Below are 19,250 nucleotides of genomic sequence, written 5' to 3'. Positions count from 1 at the left end.
CTTTAAGATTCCCGCCTGCGCGGGAATGACGCCTCTTTTTAAGAATTTGTCTTAGTACTTTATTACATTGTTTCTGCGCTTTCTTCAACTTTTCTTCTTAATTCATCTTTATAAGCCTGCATTTTAACCGTTAAAGATTCATCAGCGGTAGCTAAGATCTGCGTAGCCAATAAACCTGCGTTTTTAGCTGCATTTAAAGCTACTGTGGCAACCGGAATACCATTCGGCATCTGTAAGATTGATAAAATACTATCCCAGCCATCAATAGAGTTTGATGATTTAACCGGAACACCGATTACGGGTAAAGTAGTGATAGAAGCCACCATCCCAGGTAGGTGAGCAGCACCGCCAGCACCTGCAATAATTACTTTTAAGCCACGGCCTTGTGCTTCTTTAGCGTAATTAAACATGCGTTCTGGTGTTCTATGTGCAGAAACAACCGTGATCTCGTAGTTTATTCCAAATTCTTTTAATACATCAGCAGCATCTTGCATTACAGGTAAATCTGATTTGCTACCCATGATGATTCCTACTAATGCCGAATTTGAATTTCCTTGACTCATATCTATTTATATTTCTTTTTTTAACTTCTTTTAAAATTTTGTATTTCCAGCTCGCTATTAGTTCCCCTTTCAGGGACTAGGAGCTTATGCAATTACCTTCAATGTTTTTTGTACAAACCTTGCTTTTTCAATTGCTTTTTCCCTGTCAATATCTACAATGGTGACATGGCCCATCTTGCGGAATGGTTTAGTGTATTTTTTGCCATATAAGTGAACGTAAATACCATCGATGGCTAATATTTTTTCCAGATTTTCATATCTGGCTACACCTTCAAAACCTTTTTCGCCAAGTAAATTAATCATAATGGCATTGGTAATGCTGCTGGTATCGCCTAATGGTAAATTGTAAATTGAGCGTAAATGCTGTTCGAATTGAGAAACATAGTTACCTTCAATAGTCTGATGGCCGCTATTGTGCGGACGAGGTGCTACCTCATTAACTAATAACTCTCCATCTTTGCAAACAAACATCTCAACCGCTAAAATTCCTGTAATATTCATTGCCGAAGCTATATTTTTAGCTATGTTTTCGGCTTTTTGCTGCAGGGTTTCGCCAAAAGTTGATGGTGAAATCAGAAACTCCACTAAATTGGCTTCAGGATTAAATTCCATCTCAACCATTGGGAAAGTTTTCATATCGCCATTGGCATTACGTGCCACAATTACGGCTACTTCTTTTTCAAAATCGACCAGTTTTTCAATAATACAGGGCGCATCAAAAGCATTCTCAAGGTCGGTGGCATTGTTGATTTTCATTACGCCTTTACCATCATAGCCGTCTTTTCGAAGCTTTAAAATGTATGGAAAAGGGATGCTACTGTTTTCCATATCTTCCTTCGTATTCACAATCTGGAAAGGAGAAGTTGGAATATCGTTTTCCTTAAAAAACTGTTTCTGTACGCCTTTATCCTGGATTAAGCGGATCACCCTTGATTGCGGAAACACCTTTTTACCTTCTTTTTCCAATTGCTCAAGCGCATCAATATTTACCTTTTCAATTTCAATGGTAATAATATCAGCTTTCTTTCCAAAGTTGTAAACGGTGTCAAAATCGGTAATTGAGCCATTTTCGAAATAATTTGAAATGTGTTTGCAGGGAGCATCAGGATCCGGGTCTAAAACTAATGTAGTTACATTATAATTGATTGCTTGTTGAATGAGCATTCTACCCAATTGTCCGCCACCTAAAATACCTAATTTTAATTCGCTAATCTGTTTTGCCATGCGCTTGAAAATAATGCTACTTTTGTGCAAAAGTAACCATAATAAATTTTATTGATGAATGCTGATGCAATAATTATTGGTGCAGGTGCCTGCGGATTGATGTGTGCCGTGCAGGCAGGCTATTTGGGTAAGAAAGTAATTGTGCTTGAGAAAAACGAAAAACCTGGGGCCAAAATTTTAATTTCTGGTGGCGGCCGCTGCAATTATACCAATCAATTCACATCAGCTGAGCAGTTTATATCTGCCAATCCACATTTTGTAAAATCGGCCTTTACCCAGTGGACGGTTGACGATACCATTGGCTTTTTCGAGACTTATGGCATAGCAGGCAAAGAAAAAACTTTGGGTCAATTATTTCCTGATGATAAAAATGCGAAAGATGTTGTTCAGGTTTTTACTTCCATTTGCGAAGATTTCGGACAAGAAATCAGGTGTAATGCCGATGTAAAGGACATTGAAATACTGCCTGAAGGCTTTAAAGTAACTTACGAGAAAAATGGTAGAACGGTAATCATTAGCGCTGAAAAGCTGGTGGTTGCCACCGGAGGCTTGCCTATCCCAAAAATGGGCGCTACCGATTTTGCTTTACGTTTCGCCAGAAAAAATGATCTAAAAATAATTGAAACTGCTCCGGCTTTGGTTCCCTTAACCATTACTGGTAAGGATGAAGAGTGGTTTGCCCAGCTTTCGGGCAATTCTGTTTTTTGCGAAGTTAGCAACGATGAAATTTCGTTCGAAGAGAATATCCTCTTTACCCATTGGGGATTAAGTGGACCTGCTATTTTGCAAATCTCTTCTTTTTGGAGAAGAGGTGAAACGGTTAACCTTAATCTGTTGCTGCATCAACATATTGTTGCACTATTGGATGAAGAAAGAAAAAACAATGGTAAAACTTTATTATCTACGCTGTTAAACCGGATTTATACTAAGAAGTTTACCGATGCCTTAGGTAAGTTTTTGCCTTTAAATAAGCCTGTTGCTGCATTAACCAAAACAGAACTCGATTTAATTGAACAAACGATCCATCATTTTAAGGTTAAACCCGCTGGCGATAAAGGTTACGACAAAGCCGAGGTGATGCGCGGTGGGATAGATACGAATGAAATCTCTTCTAAAACCCTGGAATGTAAAAGAATACCCAACCTGTTTTTTGGTGGTGAATGTTTAGATGTTACAGGTTGGCTGGGTGGTTATAACTTTCAATGGGCCTGGGCCAGTGGCTTCGTAATTGCGCAGAATTTATAATATCCGTCACCCTGTTCCGATTTTTCATCGGGATCAGGGGCTATCCAGCCTCTCGTGTTTTTAAACGGCGTAGCTTTCAATGAGGTAGATGAAACCAGAAATACCCCGAATAGAACCTGATAGCTTTGTAAGTCGCGCTACTTAGATGTCCTCAGGTGGCTAAGGTGGTCAATATTATTTTGGAAATGAGCGGCTGTAATACTTCGGATTTGCAGCCCTGCTATCGTTCCAAATCCTCACGAGTTCCTCGCTTCGGGCTTTCCACTTTATCAGGTTTATTTAACCTAAAACAGTGGTTGTTAGGGGTGAACTAAAATAAACCTCGCAGGTTTTCAAAACCTGCGAGGTTTGCTCCGCTACAAATAAACATTTGGTATAATTTCCCAAGCCCATGGCTTTTTGAAAGTCTTAAATGTTCTCAGTTGAGAAAAATACAATACTTCGCTGGTTTTCTTATTGGCAATATCCCTTCTATGCAAATTACCAACAGTGGTAAATAATTCGCGTGTTTTAAAATCGTAAACCCTTTCAGTCATATCTCCAGTATTTTGGTTAAAGTAAAGATTGATGGCGCTGGTTAAAAACCAATCTTTGTTTTCGAATTTAAAAGTATAACCTAATTCCCAGCGCCACTCTGATCCTCCCTGGAAACGGAGATAAAGTTGCTGGTCTTTAATCGCAATCTTTTGCAATGGGTCGCCCAGTTTACCACCTTCTTCCGAGCGTAAGATAAAATCATTGTTCTGTGTAGATAAATAATAATTTCCTGATGATTTGTCTTTAAAAAATAAGGCCAAAATCCTCGGTTTCTGTGTTTCCTTTATAATCGCGCTGCTGTTATCGCCATAAACCCGGGTTTCATCAATTGCTTTATCATACTCTAAAATTACTGCTAAATCGGCTAAACCATCGTTGTTTAAATCGCCGTAAGCCTGGTCGATAACTGTCCAGTCGGCAGGCGTAAACTGTTCAACAGAAGATCCTTGTGTTTTAATTTTGGGGAACATAAATGTTTTTTGCGCAAAGCTGAGTTGCGCGAAGAGCATCAGGATGTAAAGACAAAAAACTTTCATTCAGATAGAAAAGGTGTTGATGTAAGGATAAAACGTGTTAATTGGGCTTTTAGTTTAATTGGATCATATCCCGCGACTCGTCATGCTGATCCGGTAGCCATCGGATTTTTTTATGAGCTGTTATTTTGTTTTTAAAGGTCGGATAGCTACTTAGGGGTCGGCATCTTTTTTAAAAATAGACCCTGAAATAAATTCAGGGTGACGACTGTATGAAAAATCCTGTACTTTTGCAGAAAAAACAATTCCTTTTGAAAACCGAAATATTTGCCATTACGCCGCCGTTTACCCAACTGAATACCCCGTATCCAGCAACGGCGTATATAAAAGGTTTTCTGAACACCAAAAATATCAGCGCAACACAGGCCGACTTAGGAATTGAAGTAATTTTGGAATTGTTTTCTAAAAAAGGACTACAAGATTTATTTAGGGTAGACAATCAAAAACCTAAAAGCGACAATGCTAAACGCATTTTTGCTTTACAGGATGAATATTTAAAAACCATTGATGCAGTAATTGCCTTTCTTCAGGGCAAAAACCCAACCTTGGCTTTACAGATCTGTAGTGATGATTTTTTGCCGCAGGCTTCACGGTTTGCTGCTCTAGAAGAATTAGACTGGGCCTTTGGGGCGATGGGTACGCAGGATAAAGCAAAACATCTGGCCACACTTTATCTAGAAGACATATCTGATTATATTGTAGAGTGCATCGACGAAAATTTTGGCTTTAGCCGTTATGCCGAACGTTTAGGCAGAAGTGCGAATTCTTTTGATGAATTATATAATGCTTTATTAAAAGAACCTACTTACATCGATCAGATCCTGGTTTCGGTTTTAAAAGAGAAAATAGAAACGGTACAGCCTAAATTATTTTTGATTTCTGTTCCTTTTCCAGGCAATTTATACAGTGCTTTCCGCTGTGCGCAATGGATAAAAGCCAATCATCCTGAAATCAAAATTTCTATGGGCGGCGGTTTCCCAAATACCGAATTAAGGTCGTTGTCAGATGTACGGGTTTTTGAGTTTTTTGATTACATTACATTGGATGATGGCGAGCTGCCAATCGAATTGTTGTACCATAACATTGCGCACCCCATCCCAGCTGAAGCCCACTTTTATAAAAGAACTTTTCTTCTTGAAAATGGTAAAGTAGTTTACCGTAATGATGCTTTCAGAAACGATTATAAACAAGCTGATGTAGGTACACCAGATTATACAGGCCTGCTTTTAGACAAATATATTTCGGTAATTGAAATTGTTAACCCCATGCACCGCATGTGGAGTGATGGAAGGTGGAACAAGCTTACTATGGCCCATGGCTGTTATTGGGGTAAATGTACGTTTTGCGATATTTCACTGGATTACATTAAAGTTTACGAGCCTGTAGCCGCTAAGTTGATTGTGGATCGCATTGAGGATTTATATGCTAAAACCGGACAGAATGGGTTTCATTTTGTAGATGAGGCAGCACCACCCGCACTGATGCGTGAAGTAGCTCTGGAAATTATCAGAAGGAAATTAGCGGTTACCTGGTGGACGAATATCCGCTTTGAGAAAAGTTTTAGTCAGGATTTATGTTTGTTGCTCAAAGCTTCCGGTTGTATTGCTGTTTCAGGTGGATTGGAAGTGGCATCCGATCGTTTGTTAAAACTGATTGATAAAGGTGTAACCGTAGAACAAGTAGCTAAGGTTACCCGTAACTTTACCGAAGCAGGAATTATGGTTCATGCTTATTTAATGTATGGTTATCCTACGCAAACTATACAAGAAACGGTTGATAGTTTAGAAATGGTACGTCAATTATTTGAAGTAGGCATACTACAATCGGGTTTTTGGCACCAGTTTGCCATGACGGCACATAGTCCGGTGGGGATGTATCCGGAAAAATTCGGGGTGGTAAAAGATACAGAAGTGATTGGGAGTTTTGCCAATAATGATATCAATTATACGGATAAAACAGGGATTGATCACAATAAATTCAGCTATGGATTAAAGAAATCGCTCTTCAATTTTATGCATGGCATCTGTTTTGATTATGAGCTGCAGGATTGGTTCGATTTTAAAATCCCGAGGACAAAAATTCCAGCAGATTTTATAGAAAAGGCTTTGAATGATGATGATCATTTTAATACGAAACCTACTGCAAAAGTAGTGTGGATAGGAGGAAAGCCCTCGGCTGATTATTTTACAAAATCGAAAAAAGGAAATACCTGGGAAATGGCCTCTCTTACCTTCCACGATAAAAAGGAAACTTTTATCGTTCAAACCAATAAAAAAGAAGGAGAGTGGTTAACTGCTATCTTGAATAAAATTTCGATCTCTAATGAAAAAGTATATACTTTTCAGGAAATTAAGACCGATTTTGAGACAGAATTGGAAAACTTTGAACTTTTCTGGTATTCGAAACCCATAAATACTTTAAGGGAATACGGGCTTTTAGTGCTGTAATTAAAAGATGATGATCGTGATCATTTATTTAGGTTATTATGCAAAATATAAAACAGCAAAAATGATTGGTGCAAAAACAAAATATAATCCTGCGCACATATACGCCCATTGGTCGAAAATGGATGGTGTTTTATAATTTCTTCGTCTATAAGCTATAAATCCCATAATAATTGGTGCAATAAGTGCTAAATAAAAGTAAAACAAATAGAAAACTGCTGACCATTGTAACAGAAAGAAAATAAAGACTATTTGAATCAGCCCACCATAATTAGCAAAAATCATAAGAAATTCTATGAGAAGAAAACTTTCTGATTTTTCCTGTTTTATTTTTTTTGCCAGGAGTATGTAAGATATAATTCCAATTAAAGGAATGATTAAATAAATGATGATTTCTTTGGAATTCATAATATAAAAGTAAGATTTAATGTGAATAACAAAAATCAGATCTTCATTTTGAAATGCGTGAGGAAATAGATGATGCAGATGAGTATAATCGAATTTATGATCAGCAATAACCAGGAAATAATGGATTTTCTATTTTTTATCAAGGCTATAAATGAAGTGATATAAGCCATTGCAATCAAAACGAGGAATAAATTTACAGTTTGGATGCCCAGGATGTAGTAACCACTGTAAGAGAAAACCAGTATGCTTAATAGTAAGAATATAACTGAAGCGGAGGTGTAAAGTTTGTTTGGTTTCATCTATCTAATGTATTCTAAATTAATTGTTTTTTCGAACCTTTTAATACCCAATCTATTTCGATTTTTTTGCTAGATAGTCTGTTAATTTCAATCACTTCTCTTCTAATTGATACTTTAAGTGTTGTGCATTCGAAACCTGAACCTGTAAGAAAATAATATTAATACAATATCTCTCATTACAGCTAATAATCTGTTGTATTATTTTTGACCATATAAGGAATAGAAGATCATTTAAAGCTTATATGTACCTTAGTTGTCTTATATGGTCAAAAAATGTTTCCGAAATTTACGGGTTTAGTTTTAATCACAGTGCGGAACGGTAAAAGTCCAGGTTTCTGATTCTCCATTTGGAATGATGTAGCCATTTCCCCTGATATTCTCGAACCACAATTTGCCACGAAGTTTTTCTCTTGTACCTACTTCATTTAAGGTAGCACTATCATAAAGGCGGCCATTGATCATCACATATTTGATTTTTTCCGAATTTCTAATGTCATCCAAAGGGTTAGCATCCATAATCACCATATCTGCCAGTTTACCTACCTCTAATGAACCAATTTCTTTGTTCATGCCCAAATAGCTAGCGCCATTTAATGTTGCCACCCTAATGGCCTGCAGCGGACTAAAGCCTCCTTGAACCAACATCCACAATTCCCAATGTGCCCCTAAACCCTGGATTTGCCCGTGTGCGCCAAGGTTAACCTTTGTACCACCATCGGCAATCTGTTTGGTCGCTTTTGCAATACCAATGTGATTATAATCACTGTATTCGGATGTGGTCCTCCGTCTTGCCCTTGCGTCTACAATGGATCGTGGTGTGTAAGTCATCAATTTTTCGTTTTCCCAAACGTTGGTTCTATCGTACCAATAATTTTCACCCCATTGGCCGCCATAGGCTACAATCAGTGTGGGGGTGTAGCCCACTTCGGTATTGTTCCAAAGCGTGGTTACATCTTTATAAATCGGTAACACCGGGATACTGTGCTCAATTCCGGTATGCCCGTCGGCAACCATATTCATATTGGTGAAAAAAGTAGAACCTCCTTCGGGTACAACTTCCATTTTTAGCTGTCGTGCGGCTTCTAAAATCTGTTGACGCTGCTCTCTTCTTGGCTGATTGTATGATTTCACCGAAAAAGCACCAACAGCTTTTAACCTGCGTAAATTGGCCAAGGCATCGTCTAAGCTGTTAATCACAACCTTAAAATCACCATCGGCACCATATAAAATGGAGCCTGTAGAGTAAACCCTCGGACCAACCATTCTGCCTGCTTTAAGCATTTCACTTTGGCTAAAAACCATTTCGGTATTGCTTGATGGATCGTGTGAAGTGGTTACACCAAAAGCTAAATTAGCCATATAACTCCAATCGTTCTGTGGTGTTATGCCATCCGGACTGGTTCGCAAGTGGGCATGCACATCAACAATGCCAGGCATAATGGTTTTGCCATTAACATCAATTACTTTTGCATTGGCAGGGATGTTTACCGCATCTGATTTTCCGATTGCCGTAATTTTATTTCCATCGGTAAGAATGGTTCCGTTTTCAATTACTTCATCACCTTTCATTGAAATGATTCTGGCACCTTTTAAAGCCATAATTCCGGTAGGAACATCAGCTTTTAAAACCAGATTGATATCGATAGATGAAGCTTCTGTTTTAGGTGTAGTGCCATCAAAATTGAAAGCACTGTTTACATCAATGGTGAAATATTTCGGTCCTAATGTCCAATGCAAGCTTTTACTATCGTTGCTCCATTGAATGTATGTTCCACCGTCGGTAGTCACTTTTGTAACCGGAATAGCACTATTACCTGCCGATGCATCTTGCGCTGTACCAATATTGATCATCGGTGTGATGTAAACTTTAAATAATTCGTTAAAGGCCACCCACTTATTGTCAGGACTGATGACGAACTGATTGGCATATTGTGAAGTAAAGTGTGTTCTTTCGTTAGCGCCGTTTAAATCGATGCTTTTCAATGCCTTTTTACCATCTGCATAACTTTGGAAATAAATACGGGTATCAGTATTATTAAACTGTGGACGGATGCCGTTATCCGAAATCAAAGTTTTAGCGCCACCATTGGCCTGCATCATGAAAATTCCCGTTCCACGGCCATAATTATAACCTAAAACATCATTTCCACTTCCTTTTCTGAAAACAATTTTATCACCTTTGGTTGAATATTGAGGAGAGTAATAAAAACCTTTTTCATCGCTCAGGGTGATAGTTTTACCTGATTTGAAATCGGTTCTTTTTATTGCTCCACGCAATTCATCGCTCCAGGTAGTATAAACCACATATTTTCCATCCGGACTAAAAGCCGGTTCGAATTCGAAATCCAAACCATTTGTTAATCTTTCTGGTTTTCCTATCGGTAATTCTTGTTTGTATAGGTATCCTGCTGCATTAAAAACGATGGTTTTTCCATCAGGTGAGGTTGTAAGTTGCCTCAACATTTTAGCCGAAAACTCGTTGCTGAAAACCTGCTGCTCAAAATGTAAAGCCTGTTGTACCGTTTGAATGGTATTGGCCTGGAAAGGAATGGTACTATTGATCAATGTACCTATTTCGGTTTTCCTGATTTTGCCTTTAGCATAGTAAATGATGCTTTTGCTATCCGGAGTCCAGGCGAAATTCGGATAAACGCCAAAAATCGCCCATGTTTCCTGCTGATCGTGGGATAAATCTTCATTTACTGGCCACTCTTCGCCCGTTTTAATATTCTGAACATATAAAGTAGATTTTAACCTTACCCGTTTTACAAAAGCAATTAAATTTCCATCGGGAGAAACCTGCGGACGACAAGCACCTCCTTGCTCATCAATTAAGGTAATTAATTTACCTGTCGTTAAATCAAGCTGACGGATGGCATAAATAATCCCGTTAGGATCTTTACTGTATTCGAAATTTGGACCAGGGCTCACATCTTCGCTAAAATAAAGATATCTTCCGTCGGGCGAAACGTTGGGCTCACCAGCATCCTGCTGATCATTTTTACGTTTGGTTAACTGCACACCGTCGCCACCATTGATATTATACATCCACATTTCGCCGGCACCTAACGATCGGCTGGCCGTGAAGTGTTTTCTAGCCACCAGATATTCGCTGTTGGGCATCCAGGTGGCATTATTCAATAACCTGAAACTCTCTTTGGTAACCTGCTTTTTGCCGGAACCATCACGGTTCATGATCCAGATATTATCGCCTCCACTCTTATCGCTTGTATAAGAAATGTACTTCCCGTTAGGGCTGAACCTTGGTTGTACATCCCATGCAATACCTCCGCTGATCAGTTTAGCTACTCCACCGCTAATGGGCATTACGTAGATATCACCCAGTAAATCAAAAACAATTTCCTGTCCGTCGGCGCTTACATCAAGATTCATCCAGGTACCTTCATCCGTATTTAGGGTGAAATTTTTTGTAGTGCCCTGGTACTTTTCAATGTCCCATTTCTTTTCCTGGGCATAAGAACTGAAAAATAATAACGAAAGAGCGGATAAAAAATAGAGGTGTTTCATTATATATTGGATGGTTATTTGAATAATTCGTGTATTTTTCTTTGAAGTATTTTTTTATCGGGAAGCTGTGTTTTGTATTCTGCGACTAAAGTGGGAGAGAGACTTCGGCTCAATGCATATTCTACCACTTCGTTATCTTTATCTTTGCAGAGGAGAATACCAATACTTGGGTTTTCATTTAACTTTTTAACATCTCTATCTAAAGCTTCCAAATAGAAATTTAACTGACCTAAATGTTCGGGCTTAAATTTATCTACCTTTAATTCAAATGCAACTAAACATTGTAAGCCACGATGGTAAAAAAGAAGATCAATATAGAAATCGCTATTCCCGACCTGTATTTTATATTCTTCACTAATAAATAAGAAATCTTTCCCAAGTTCAAGGATGAAATTTTTCATTTCTAAAACTAAATTTTTCTGCAGATCGTTTTCGCTGTGAGGTTCGGAAAGATTAAGCAATTCAAATACATAAGTATCTTTGAATATGGTTTCAATCTCGTTTTGTAAAACTCTCACCACTGGTGAGAGTTTTGTATTTCCCATTATAGATCTTTCGTAATGACTAGCAGATATCTGTCTTTCAAGCTCTCTCTTACTATATTTTTCTTTTAGACAAAGTTTTAAATAGAATTCTTTTTCCTCAATTGATTTTAACCTAGAAAGAATAATCAGATTGTGAGTCCAGCTAATTTCTCTCAGCAGTGTTGAGAGTTTTGGATAATCTCTATAGCTTTCATAAAACTGTTTCATCCGCCAAAGGTTTTTATCCGAAAAACCTTTTAAATCAGGTTCATTCTTTGATAAAAATTCTGCTAGTTGCTTTACAACTGATTGTCCCCATTCGGCGTTTTTAACTCTGTTGTGTATATACTCACCAATATTCCAATATAGGTTTATTAATGTAGAATTAACAGTTTTCAATGCCACTGCCCGGGCATTTTTAATTAAGCTGACAATATCTGCAAACTGCGTTTCTAACATTTAATCCTTCTTATTTAGCAAAGTTAATAATCTTTTCTAAAGATGATTTTTTTCAATTTCCAACAATAATAAGTGGTGATTTTGGATTAAATGTATAGTTTTGATACTGCCGATTTATGACAGCAATAGAGATTTTACAAAAATATTGGGGACACCAGGCTTTTAGACCTTTACAGGAAGATATTATTGCTTCTGTTTTAGAAGGAAATGACAGTTTAGCGCTATTGCCTACGGGTGGTGGCAAATCAATCTGTTTTCAGGTTCCTGCCTTGGTTAAAGAAGGAATCTGCATTGTCGTTTCTCCCCTAATTGCCTTGATGAAGGATCAGGTAGAAAACCTTAAATCGAAAGGCATTGAAGCCATTGCCATTTACGCTGGTATGGGAAAACGGGAAATCGATATTCTTCTTGATAACTGTATTTATGGTAAAATTAAATTCCTGTATCTATCTCCGGAGCGTTTATTGTCTGATTTAGTGCGTGTTCGTATTTCCTACATGAATGTGAACCTGATTGCGGTAGACGAGGCGCATTGTATTTCGCAATGGGGCTACGATTTTCGTCCGCCGTACCAACAGATTGCCAAACTCCGCGAAATTTTGCCTGATGTTCCGGTTTTGGCACTTACAGCAACTGCTACCTCTTTTGTTCGAAAAGATATCGTAGAAAAACTGGAAATGAAAGACCCACAGGTTTTTGTGAAAAGTTTTGCGAGAGACAATTTAAGCTATGTGGTTTTCGGTAACGAAGATAAGTACAAAAAGCTGATCGATATTTGCCAAAAGGTAAAAGGTACAGGTTTAGTTTATGTCCGTAACCGGAGAGAAACTGCCGAGGTTGCCAATTTTATCAATAGGAATCAGATTAAAGCCGATTTTTACCATGCAGGATTAGAACGTGATTCACGCTTCTTAAAACAGGAGGAGTGGAAAAACAACAAAACGCGTATTATGGTTGCTACAAATGCCTTCGGGATGGGCATAGATAAAGCAGATGTTCGTTTTGTGGTGCATTTAGATTTACCTGAAAGTTTAGAGGCCTACTACCAGGAAGCAGGTAGGGCCGGACGAGACGAAAAGCGAAGTTATGCGGTTCTTTTAGCCAATCAGTCTGATGTTTTGGGGCTTGAGTCCAGGTACCTTGATAGTTTTCCATCTCCTGACGAAATCCGAAAAACCTATCACTATCTTGGCAACTATTTTCAACTTGCATTTGGTGCCGGCGAAGGGCTAACCCTTGCTTTCGATATAGCTGATTTTTGTAAGCGATTTAATATCAGTGTTTTAAAGACAATTTCTGCATTGAAATTTTTAGAGCATGATGGTTATTTAACCTTATCTGAAAGTGTTTTTTTACCATCGAGAATAATGTTTATTGCCAGTCATGAAGATATTTATCGTTTTCAGATTGAAAATAAGGCTTACGATGGGATTATAAAGACGATTTTGCGTTCGCATGGAGGTGCTTTCGATGGTTTTGTTAAAATTAATGAAGGCGATTTAGCCAAAAAAACAGGCCTGTCTTATCAAGATATTATCGGCTTATTGAATAAGCTGCAGGCTATTGAATTGCTTACATATATTCAACAGACCGATCAGCCACAGTTACAATATGTTAGACCAAGAGTTGATATGGATCATTTTGACCTCGATGTGAAATACCTCGGGCTGAGAAAAGAGATCTTACACAAGCAGATTAATGCGGTGGTGGCTTACGCTTCGTCTAATTTGTGCAGAAGTGTTCAGTTGCTGAATTATTTTGATGAACATCATGCTACAAAATGTGGTGTTTGCGATGTTTGCTTAGCTGAAAAAAGAGCCGAAAACCAAAATCAAATGGGGGAGGAAATCGAATTCGAAATTGTTTCCTTACTACAACAACAGCCTTTAAGTCTCGATGACTTAGTTACCAACATTAAAAATGGTACTGAAGCTGAAAGAATTGATGCCATCAGAGAGTTATTAGATGCAGGTAAGATTAAAACTGATGGGAAGAATTATTATCTTTAGATGGGAGATGGGAGATGGGAGATGGGAGAAAAATGCCTATCAAGTTAGCAATAAAATATTAGTTTTGTAATGAACTATTTAATCAGTGGTATCCAAACAATCAGTTTAGTCTTCCGAGAAGCGAAAAACAAATGATAGAAAAAGATAATAAGAAAACCATACGCTCCTGGGCTTTCTTCGATTGGGCAAATTCTGCCTATAATTTAGTAATTACCTCGACCATTTTTCCTGTTTACTATGTTGCAATTACTACAACAAAAGCGCATGGTGACGAAGTAACTTTTTTTGGTAAGACCTTTATTAATACCGTTCTTTCTAATTATGCGCTTGCTTTCGCTTACTTATTAATGGTGGTTTTGTTGCCGGTACTATCTTCCTATGCGGATGCGAAAGGCAAAAAGAAGTTCTTCATGAAATTGTTTACCTATGTCGGATCTTTCGCCTGCATGGGTTTATTTTTCTTCAAACTGGAAACTTTAGAAGCCGGAATTATTTGCTTTGTGTTGGCTGCAATGGGTTATGTGGGCGGTGTAATGTTTAACAATGCCTATCTGCCCATAATTGCTTCAACCGATAACCAGGATAAAGTAAGTGCCCAGGGATTTTCATACGGCTATGTTGGTAGCGTGATATTGCAGTTAATCTGTTTTGTTTTTGTGCTAAAACCCGAATTATTTGGAATTACGGATAAATCATTGCCGGCTCAAATATCATTTTTGTTGGTTGGTATCTGGTGGTTTTTATTCGCTCAGATTCCTTTTAAGGCGTTGCCAAAAGATGTGCCTAATCCAGGCGCTGTAAACAAGGGGATTATTAAAAGCAGTTTCGGTGAATTTGCAAAAGTGTGGAATCAATTAAGGCAAATGAAGTTTTTAAAAACTTATTTAATTGCCTTCTTTTTCTATTCGATGGGTGTACAAACCATTATGCTTGCTGCTGCGGGTTTCGGAGCCAAGGTTTTAAAAATGGAATCGGGCAGTTTAATTGCCGTTATCTTAATCATTCAATTGGTGGCAATCTTAGGCGCATGGATGATGTCGCTTTTAGCCAAAAAAATGGGTAACATTAATGTTTTAATAATTGTAGTTTTGGTTTGGGTAGGTTGCTGTATTTATGGCTATTTTATAATTAATTCTACTCAATTTTATGCCCTGGCCGCCATTGTCGGCCTGATTATGGGCGGAATACAATCTTTATCACGTTCTACTTATTCTAAACATATTCCGGAAAACACAACCGACACCGCTTCATTTTTTAGTTTTTACGATGCCACAGAGAAATTGGCAATCGTAATTGGCCTGTTTAGTTTTGCATTTATTGAGGGTTTAACACACAATATGCGCCAATCCATCATCGCTTTGGCATCATTTTTTATAGTGGGATTGGTGTTTTTAGTATTCCTGAAAAAAATCGAGCGCAATGAAACCGCAAAATTGTAAGTTTGCAGACTAAAGAATTTGTTGATGAAAGTAGAATTGTTTGTTCCCTGTTTTGTAGACCAGTTATATCCCGAAACCGCTTTTAATACGCTAAGGTTATTAGAAAAGTCAGGATGTAAAGTAGAATACAACTCGAAACAAACCTGCTGTGGTCAGCCGGCATACAATGCGGGTTATTGGGATGAAGCTAAAGAAGTGGGTACAAAATTTCTGAACGATTTTAACGAAAATACCTATGTGGTGGCCCCATCGGCATCTTGTGTAGGGATGGTGAAAGGTGGATTTAACGATCTTTTTACCAATACCATTGTACATAACAAATGCCGTAACTTACAATCGAATATTTGGGAACTTTCTGATTTCCTGGTAAATGTAGCTAAAAAGGATTATTTCGGTGCAGAGTTAGAAGGCAAAGCCGTTTATCATGATTCTTGTAGCGCATTACGCGAATGTAAAATTAAAGATGAACCCCGCCAGTTGCTTTCAAAAGTGCACGGTTTAGAAATGATCGAGATGGAAGATAACGATATGTGCTGTGGTTTCGGAGGTACTTTTGCCGTAAAGTTTGATGCCATTTCATCTGCAATGGCCGAGCAAAAAGTTAACCACGCCTTAGCACAACAAGCTGATTATATTATTTCTACCGATTTATCCTGCCTTTTACATCTTCAGGGTTATATTGATAAAAATAATCTGGCGATTAAAACCATGCATATAGCCGATGTATTATGTAATGGCTGGTTGGAAAGTACAGAATACTAATTTAAACCTCGCAGGTTTTTAAAACCTGCGAGGTTTAACTCTTATTCCATTGTCTGTGGGACACATACCGAGGAGAATGGTTTTGCGCGATAAATCCGCGTTAGGGATTGTAAGGGTTCAGTACCGATCCTTCATCGGTACCGGAGCGCAGCGCAGCCCTGAAAAGCCCGACCTTTGCGCAGCTTAGGGAACGCCCAAATTAATTTGCATTTTACGGTTTTTATTAGGGCTCATATCAAAACCACTGCAATTGCTTTTCAAAAACAAGCTCTATTGTAAAAAACAAATTACATCTTCCTTTAAACACCCTATTCAGCCATTGATTTTAACACATTTAACAAACTTTACGTTACAATCAGCAATACCTTTGTTAAACCTTTTACAGGATTTCTTATCTAAAGAACAAAACAAAATCATCAAAATGAAAAAAATATTCATCGCTTTATTAGGAGTCATGTCGATTGCAAGCGTTGCAAATGCGCAAAAAAAGACCTCCGGAGCAATACAATTCGAAAACACCATCGATCCGGCGGCGATGGCATCAGCCAGCGGTATACAGCTAACCGACCAGATGAAAGCCAGAATGCCTTCGTCTAGCAAAACCAATTTCGAGTTATTATTTACGGCTACAAACGCCAGTTATATGCCTGTTGAAGAAACGGAAGACAGCAATGGTGCAGGTGGCGGTGGTGGCGGAATGGGCCGTATGATGATGCGTTTTGGTGGTGGTGGCGGCAACCGCGAGTATTACTATACTTTCGCTGATAAAGGTCTGACAGAGGTTTTCGATTTAAACGATACCACTTATTACATGCCGAGTAAATTAACCTTATCTACTTCTGGTCCGATTGGTTCGATGAGGATGGGTGGTGGCAACGCCAGAGATACCACGAAGGCGCAAGCTTCTCCGGCACCAAAAATAGAAGTGGTGAAAACAGATTCGACAAAACAGATTATCGGTTTTACTTGTCATCAGGCGATTGTAAGATCTACACGAGCGATCAAGATATTGGATATGGATAAAAATGTTGTTGAAGAAACTAAAATCTGGTATACAAAAGATTTAGGTTTTGATTTTTCTCCAAACCCAAATATGTGGACAGAAGGTGCCGTTTTAGCTATCGAAGGTAGAGGTAACAGTTCAATTGCTAAAAGTATTGAGTATAGAAATGTGAGCACAAAAGATGTAACTGCACCTAAAAAAGCAAAATTGATCACCGATGAAGAATACAAAACTAAAATGGAAAATATGATGAAACGTTTTAGGCAGAACAGACCTGGCGGTGGTCAGAGAAGAGCATTTGGAATGAATTAATTCATTCTGCAAGACTTCCGAAATTTGTGCTTTCGGCCAGCCTGAAGGCTAACTTCTGAAGTCTTATTATAAAGCCTTGAAAATATCAGTTTTCAGGGCTTTTTTGTATCATTTTTGAAAGGCTTCTCTTTAGTTTTTGCATCTAGATGGAGAATAGCTATTATTGGAATAAGATATAATTAGCCAAATTGATTACAGTGGAGAACAAAACAAACTTATTAGCAACCCGGCCACATTTCGAAATTTTAGACGGATTGAGAGGCATAGCTGCCATTGTAGTGGTAATTTATCACTTTATGGAAATCGCCATTACCGATTACAATAAGAATTTTCTTTCCCACGGTTTTTTGGCGGTTGATTTCTTTTTCTGTTTATCGGGTTTTGTAATTGCATACGCTTACGATACACGAGCAGAAAATATCGGACTGTTGCAGTTTTTTAAGTTAAGACTGATCCGTTTGCATCCCCTGGTCGTGATTGGCTCTATTTTAGGTTTGTTAACCTTTTTATTCGATCCTTTTAGCGATTTTTATAGTATTTATGGCTTCGGTAAAACGGCTTTGTTATTTTTAACTTCAGCTTTCCTGATTCCTTATCCGGTGATGCCAGAGCGTTATACCAATCTATTCTGTTTAAATGCACCGGCATGGTCACTTTTTTGGGAATATATTGCTAATATCTTTTACATCCTCGTGCTTTACAAACTAAATAAAAAAGTATTGACTGCTTTTGCATTAGTTGGGGCGGCAAGCCTTATTTATATAGGTGTAAAGGTTCCCAACGGCAATTTAGGTGGTGGCTGGGGCGGACAAAACTTTTGGGATGGAGGAGCAAGAGTACTGTACTCATTTACAGCCGGAATGCTGGTTTACCGTTTCAATTGGATCATTAAAAATAAACTTGGTTTCCTGGGTATGATAATCCTCTTGCTTATAGCCTTCCTTTTTCCTTATAGGGATGCTTATAACTGGATTACCGAGCCGATCATTGTATTGTTTTACTTTCCGTTTTTGGTTGCATTAGGCGCCGGGGCAGCACTAAATCCTGCTTCAAAAAATATCTGCAAACTTTCTGGTGAAATATCATATCCCTTGTATATGACGCATTATCCATTTGTTTGGGTATTTTTAACTTATGTGGCCGTGGCTAAACCTGCAATGCCAACCTTATGGGTAGTTATTCCTGTTTCGGTATTGATTTTAATCGTGCTGGCTTATCTCATTATGAGGTTTGTAGATATTCCATTGCGTAAATATTTGAAAACCAAACTTTTGCTTTAATGTTATGATTAGTTACGGAGACACGAACCAAGGCTGTTGAGAGATGAACCAAGGCGGTAGTAAATACTTAAATAAAAATTAAACGATAACAAAATATGAAATCTTTTAAACCTGTTTTGCTTTTCCTTTCTTTAATGCTGCTGTTCAGTTGCACATCATCAACCAGTGACTATGCCTATAATGAAAAAGTAACTTCAATTTTTTTGCGTCAGATGAGGCAAATCGATGAAGCGGACAGCGTTTTTAAAGATACTTCGAAAGTTTATATCAAAGGATTCCCGGATTCTATTTCCTTGTCGCATAAAGCAGAAAACCTGGTCAATAATTCAAAAATGGAACTTGCTGATATTGTAGATTTGAAACCCAGTAAAGCAGCCAAAAAGTTTAATGAAGAGGTTGTAGCCTACCTAACCGCTATAAACGATTATGGGAAAAAGGCAAAGGAAATGCTGCAGGCAAAAACGACTGACGAAAAGAAAAAACTACATGATCAGCTGATGGTTAAGTATGAAGAACTCAACGCTTACCCTGACCGCGTATTGGCAATACAGAAAACATTCCTCAACGAAGTAGGGCTTCAGCCAAAGTAGAATTTTAAGACACTCTGTTTAAATAGCAGGATAAATTTCGTACCTTTGCACAAAATAAAATCACATTGTAAGTGATCTTTAAAACTTTTAA

The 19,250-nt window shown here is 38.1% G+C and carries 14 protein-coding genes; 8 read left to right on the top strand and 6 right to left on the bottom strand.

What is annotated here, in order from left to right; genetic code table 11:
• Nucleotides 1–62 precede the first annotated feature (62 nt).
• Both purE and IM793_RS19820 read right to left on the bottom strand, forming a co-directional pair.
• Complete coding sequence (purE, locus tag IM793_RS19825) at nucleotides 63–563, bottom strand: 5-(carboxyamino)imidazole ribonucleotide mutase (protein WP_132397306.1); 501 nt, start codon at nucleotides 561–563, stop codon at nucleotides 63–65.
• 84 nt (nucleotides 564–647) lie between these two features.
• Nucleotides 648–1,787 carry a 5-(carboxyamino)imidazole ribonucleotide synthase gene (locus IM793_RS19820; protein ID WP_193424348.1) on the bottom strand — a complete coding sequence of 380 codons (1,140 nt, stop codon included), beginning with the start codon at nucleotides 1,785–1,787 and terminating at the stop codon, nucleotides 648–650.
• Between the two features lie 54 nt (nucleotides 1,788–1,841).
• Here IM793_RS19820 and IM793_RS19815 point away from each other — a divergent pair, with 54 nt between their 5' ends.
• Complete coding sequence (locus IM793_RS19815; RefSeq protein WP_193424346.1) at nucleotides 1,842–3,032, top strand: NAD(P)/FAD-dependent oxidoreductase; 1,191 nt, start codon at nucleotides 1,842–1,844, stop codon at nucleotides 3,030–3,032.
• A 356-nt stretch (nucleotides 3,033–3,388) separates the two neighbouring features.
• Here the strand turns inward: IM793_RS19815 and IM793_RS19810 are convergent, their stop codons facing one another.
• Complete coding sequence (locus IM793_RS19810; protein ID WP_193424344.1) at nucleotides 3,389–4,105, bottom strand: hypothetical protein; 717 nt, start codon at nucleotides 4,103–4,105, stop codon at nucleotides 3,389–3,391.
• Nucleotides 4,106–4,353: 248 nt separating this feature from the next.
• On the opposite strand from IM793_RS19810, the gene IM793_RS19805 reads away from it, so the two are divergent.
• Entirely contained in the window at nucleotides 4,354–6,549 is a 2,196-nt protein-coding gene (locus tag IM793_RS19805; protein ID WP_193424342.1) for a radical SAM protein, read from the top strand.
• Between the two features lie 36 nt (nucleotides 6,550–6,585).
• Here IM793_RS19805 and IM793_RS19800 read toward each other — a convergent pair whose 3' ends face one another.
• From IM793_RS19800 to IM793_RS19790, 3 genes are all read right to left on the bottom strand, one after another.
• Nucleotides 6,586–6,954: a hypothetical protein gene (locus IM793_RS19800; RefSeq protein ID WP_193424340.1), complete on the bottom strand. Its 369-nt coding sequence runs from the start codon at nucleotides 6,952–6,954 to the stop codon at nucleotides 6,586–6,588.
• Between the two features lie 599 nt (nucleotides 6,955–7,553).
• Complete coding sequence (locus IM793_RS19795) at nucleotides 7,554–10,781, bottom strand: amidohydrolase family protein (protein ID WP_193424338.1); 3,228 nt, start codon at nucleotides 10,779–10,781, stop codon at nucleotides 7,554–7,556.
• A gap of 14 nt (nucleotides 10,782–10,795) precedes the next feature.
• Nucleotides 10,796–11,764, bottom strand: a complete 969-nt coding sequence (locus tag IM793_RS19790; RefSeq protein WP_193424336.1) for a YhcG family protein — start codon at nucleotides 11,762–11,764, stop codon at nucleotides 10,796–10,798.
• 116 nt (nucleotides 11,765–11,880) lie between these two features.
• Between IM793_RS19790 and IM793_RS19785 the strand changes: the two genes are divergently transcribed.
• The 6 genes from IM793_RS19785 to IM793_RS19760 all read left to right on the top strand — a co-directional run bounded on the left by IM793_RS19785 (nucleotide 11,881) and on the right by IM793_RS19760 (nucleotide 19,159).
• Nucleotides 11,881–13,773 carry an ATP-dependent DNA helicase RecQ gene (locus IM793_RS19785; RefSeq protein WP_193424334.1) on the top strand — a complete coding sequence of 631 codons (1,893 nt, stop codon included), beginning with the start codon at nucleotides 11,881–11,883 and terminating at the stop codon, nucleotides 13,771–13,773.
• Nucleotides 13,774–13,904: 131 nt separating this feature from the next.
• Complete coding sequence (locus tag IM793_RS19780; protein ID WP_193424332.1) at nucleotides 13,905–15,212, top strand: MFS transporter; 1,308 nt, start codon at nucleotides 13,905–13,907, stop codon at nucleotides 15,210–15,212.
• A gap of 24 nt (nucleotides 15,213–15,236) precedes the next feature.
• Nucleotides 15,237–15,974 (top strand): (Fe-S)-binding protein, encoded by a 738-nt coding sequence (locus IM793_RS19775; protein WP_193424330.1) that lies wholly within the window; start codon nucleotides 15,237–15,239, stop codon nucleotides 15,972–15,974.
• Between the two features lie 421 nt (nucleotides 15,975–16,395).
• A complete protein-coding gene (locus IM793_RS19770) occupies nucleotides 16,396–17,289 on the top strand; it encodes a hypothetical protein (protein ID WP_193424328.1) in 894 nt (297 codons plus the stop codon).
• Nucleotides 17,290–17,486: 197 nt separating this feature from the next.
• Complete coding sequence (locus IM793_RS19765) at nucleotides 17,487–18,569, top strand: acyltransferase (RefSeq protein ID WP_193424326.1); 1,083 nt, start codon at nucleotides 17,487–17,489, stop codon at nucleotides 18,567–18,569.
• Nucleotides 18,570–18,664: 95 nt separating this feature from the next.
• Nucleotides 18,665–19,159 (top strand): hypothetical protein, encoded by a 495-nt coding sequence (locus tag IM793_RS19760; RefSeq protein ID WP_193424324.1) that lies wholly within the window; start codon nucleotides 18,665–18,667, stop codon nucleotides 19,157–19,159.
• The last annotated feature ends 91 nt before the right edge of the window (nucleotides 19,160–19,250 follow it).

The organism is Pedobacter sp. MR2016-19 (assembly GCF_014947265.1).
Taxonomy (GTDB): Bacteria; Bacteroidota; Bacteroidia; order Sphingobacteriales; family Sphingobacteriaceae; genus Pedobacter.
The sequence above is the reverse complement of the archived record's forward strand: the minus strand, read 5'-3'. Positions and strand labels throughout refer to the sequence as shown.

What these genes read in the sequence shown, in the direction of transcription:
- IM793_RS19785 (WP_193424334.1), top strand. Translation starts at nt 11,881, where the DNA reads ATGACAGCAATAGAGATTTTACAAAAATATTGGGGACACCAGGCTTTT.
- IM793_RS19800 (WP_193424340.1), bottom strand. Translation starts at nt 6,954, where the DNA reads ATGAATTCCAAAGAAATCATCATTTATTTAATCATTCCTTTAATTGGA.
- IM793_RS19795 (WP_193424338.1), bottom strand. Translation starts at nt 10,781, where the DNA reads ATGAAACACCTCTATTTTTTATCCGCTCTTTCGTTATTATTTTTCAGT.
- IM793_RS19810 (WP_193424344.1), bottom strand. Translation starts at nt 4,105, where the DNA reads ATGAAAGTTTTTTGTCTTTACATCCTGATGCTCTTCGCGCAACTCAGC.
- purE (WP_132397306.1), bottom strand. Translation starts at nt 563, where the DNA reads ATGAGTCAAGGAAATTCAAATTCGGCATTAGTAGGAATCATCATGGGT.
- IM793_RS19775 (WP_193424330.1), top strand. Translation starts at nt 15,237, where the DNA reads ATGAAAGTAGAATTGTTTGTTCCCTGTTTTGTAGACCAGTTATATCCC.
- IM793_RS19770 (WP_193424328.1), top strand. Translation starts at nt 16,396, where the DNA reads ATGAAAAAAATATTCATCGCTTTATTAGGAGTCATGTCGATTGCAAGC.
- IM793_RS19815 (WP_193424346.1), top strand. Translation starts at nt 1,842, where the DNA reads ATGAATGCTGATGCAATAATTATTGGTGCAGGTGCCTGCGGATTGATG.
- IM793_RS19780 (WP_193424332.1), top strand. Translation starts at nt 13,905, where the DNA reads ATGATAGAAAAAGATAATAAGAAAACCATACGCTCCTGGGCTTTCTTC.
- IM793_RS19790 (WP_193424336.1), bottom strand. Translation starts at nt 11,764, where the DNA reads ATGTTAGAAACGCAGTTTGCAGATATTGTCAGCTTAATTAAAAATGCC.
- IM793_RS19820 (WP_193424348.1), bottom strand. Translation starts at nt 1,787, where the DNA reads ATGGCAAAACAGATTAGCGAATTAAAATTAGGTATTTTAGGTGGCGGA.
- IM793_RS19760 (WP_193424324.1), top strand. Translation starts at nt 18,665, where the DNA reads ATGAAATCTTTTAAACCTGTTTTGCTTTTCCTTTCTTTAATGCTGCTG.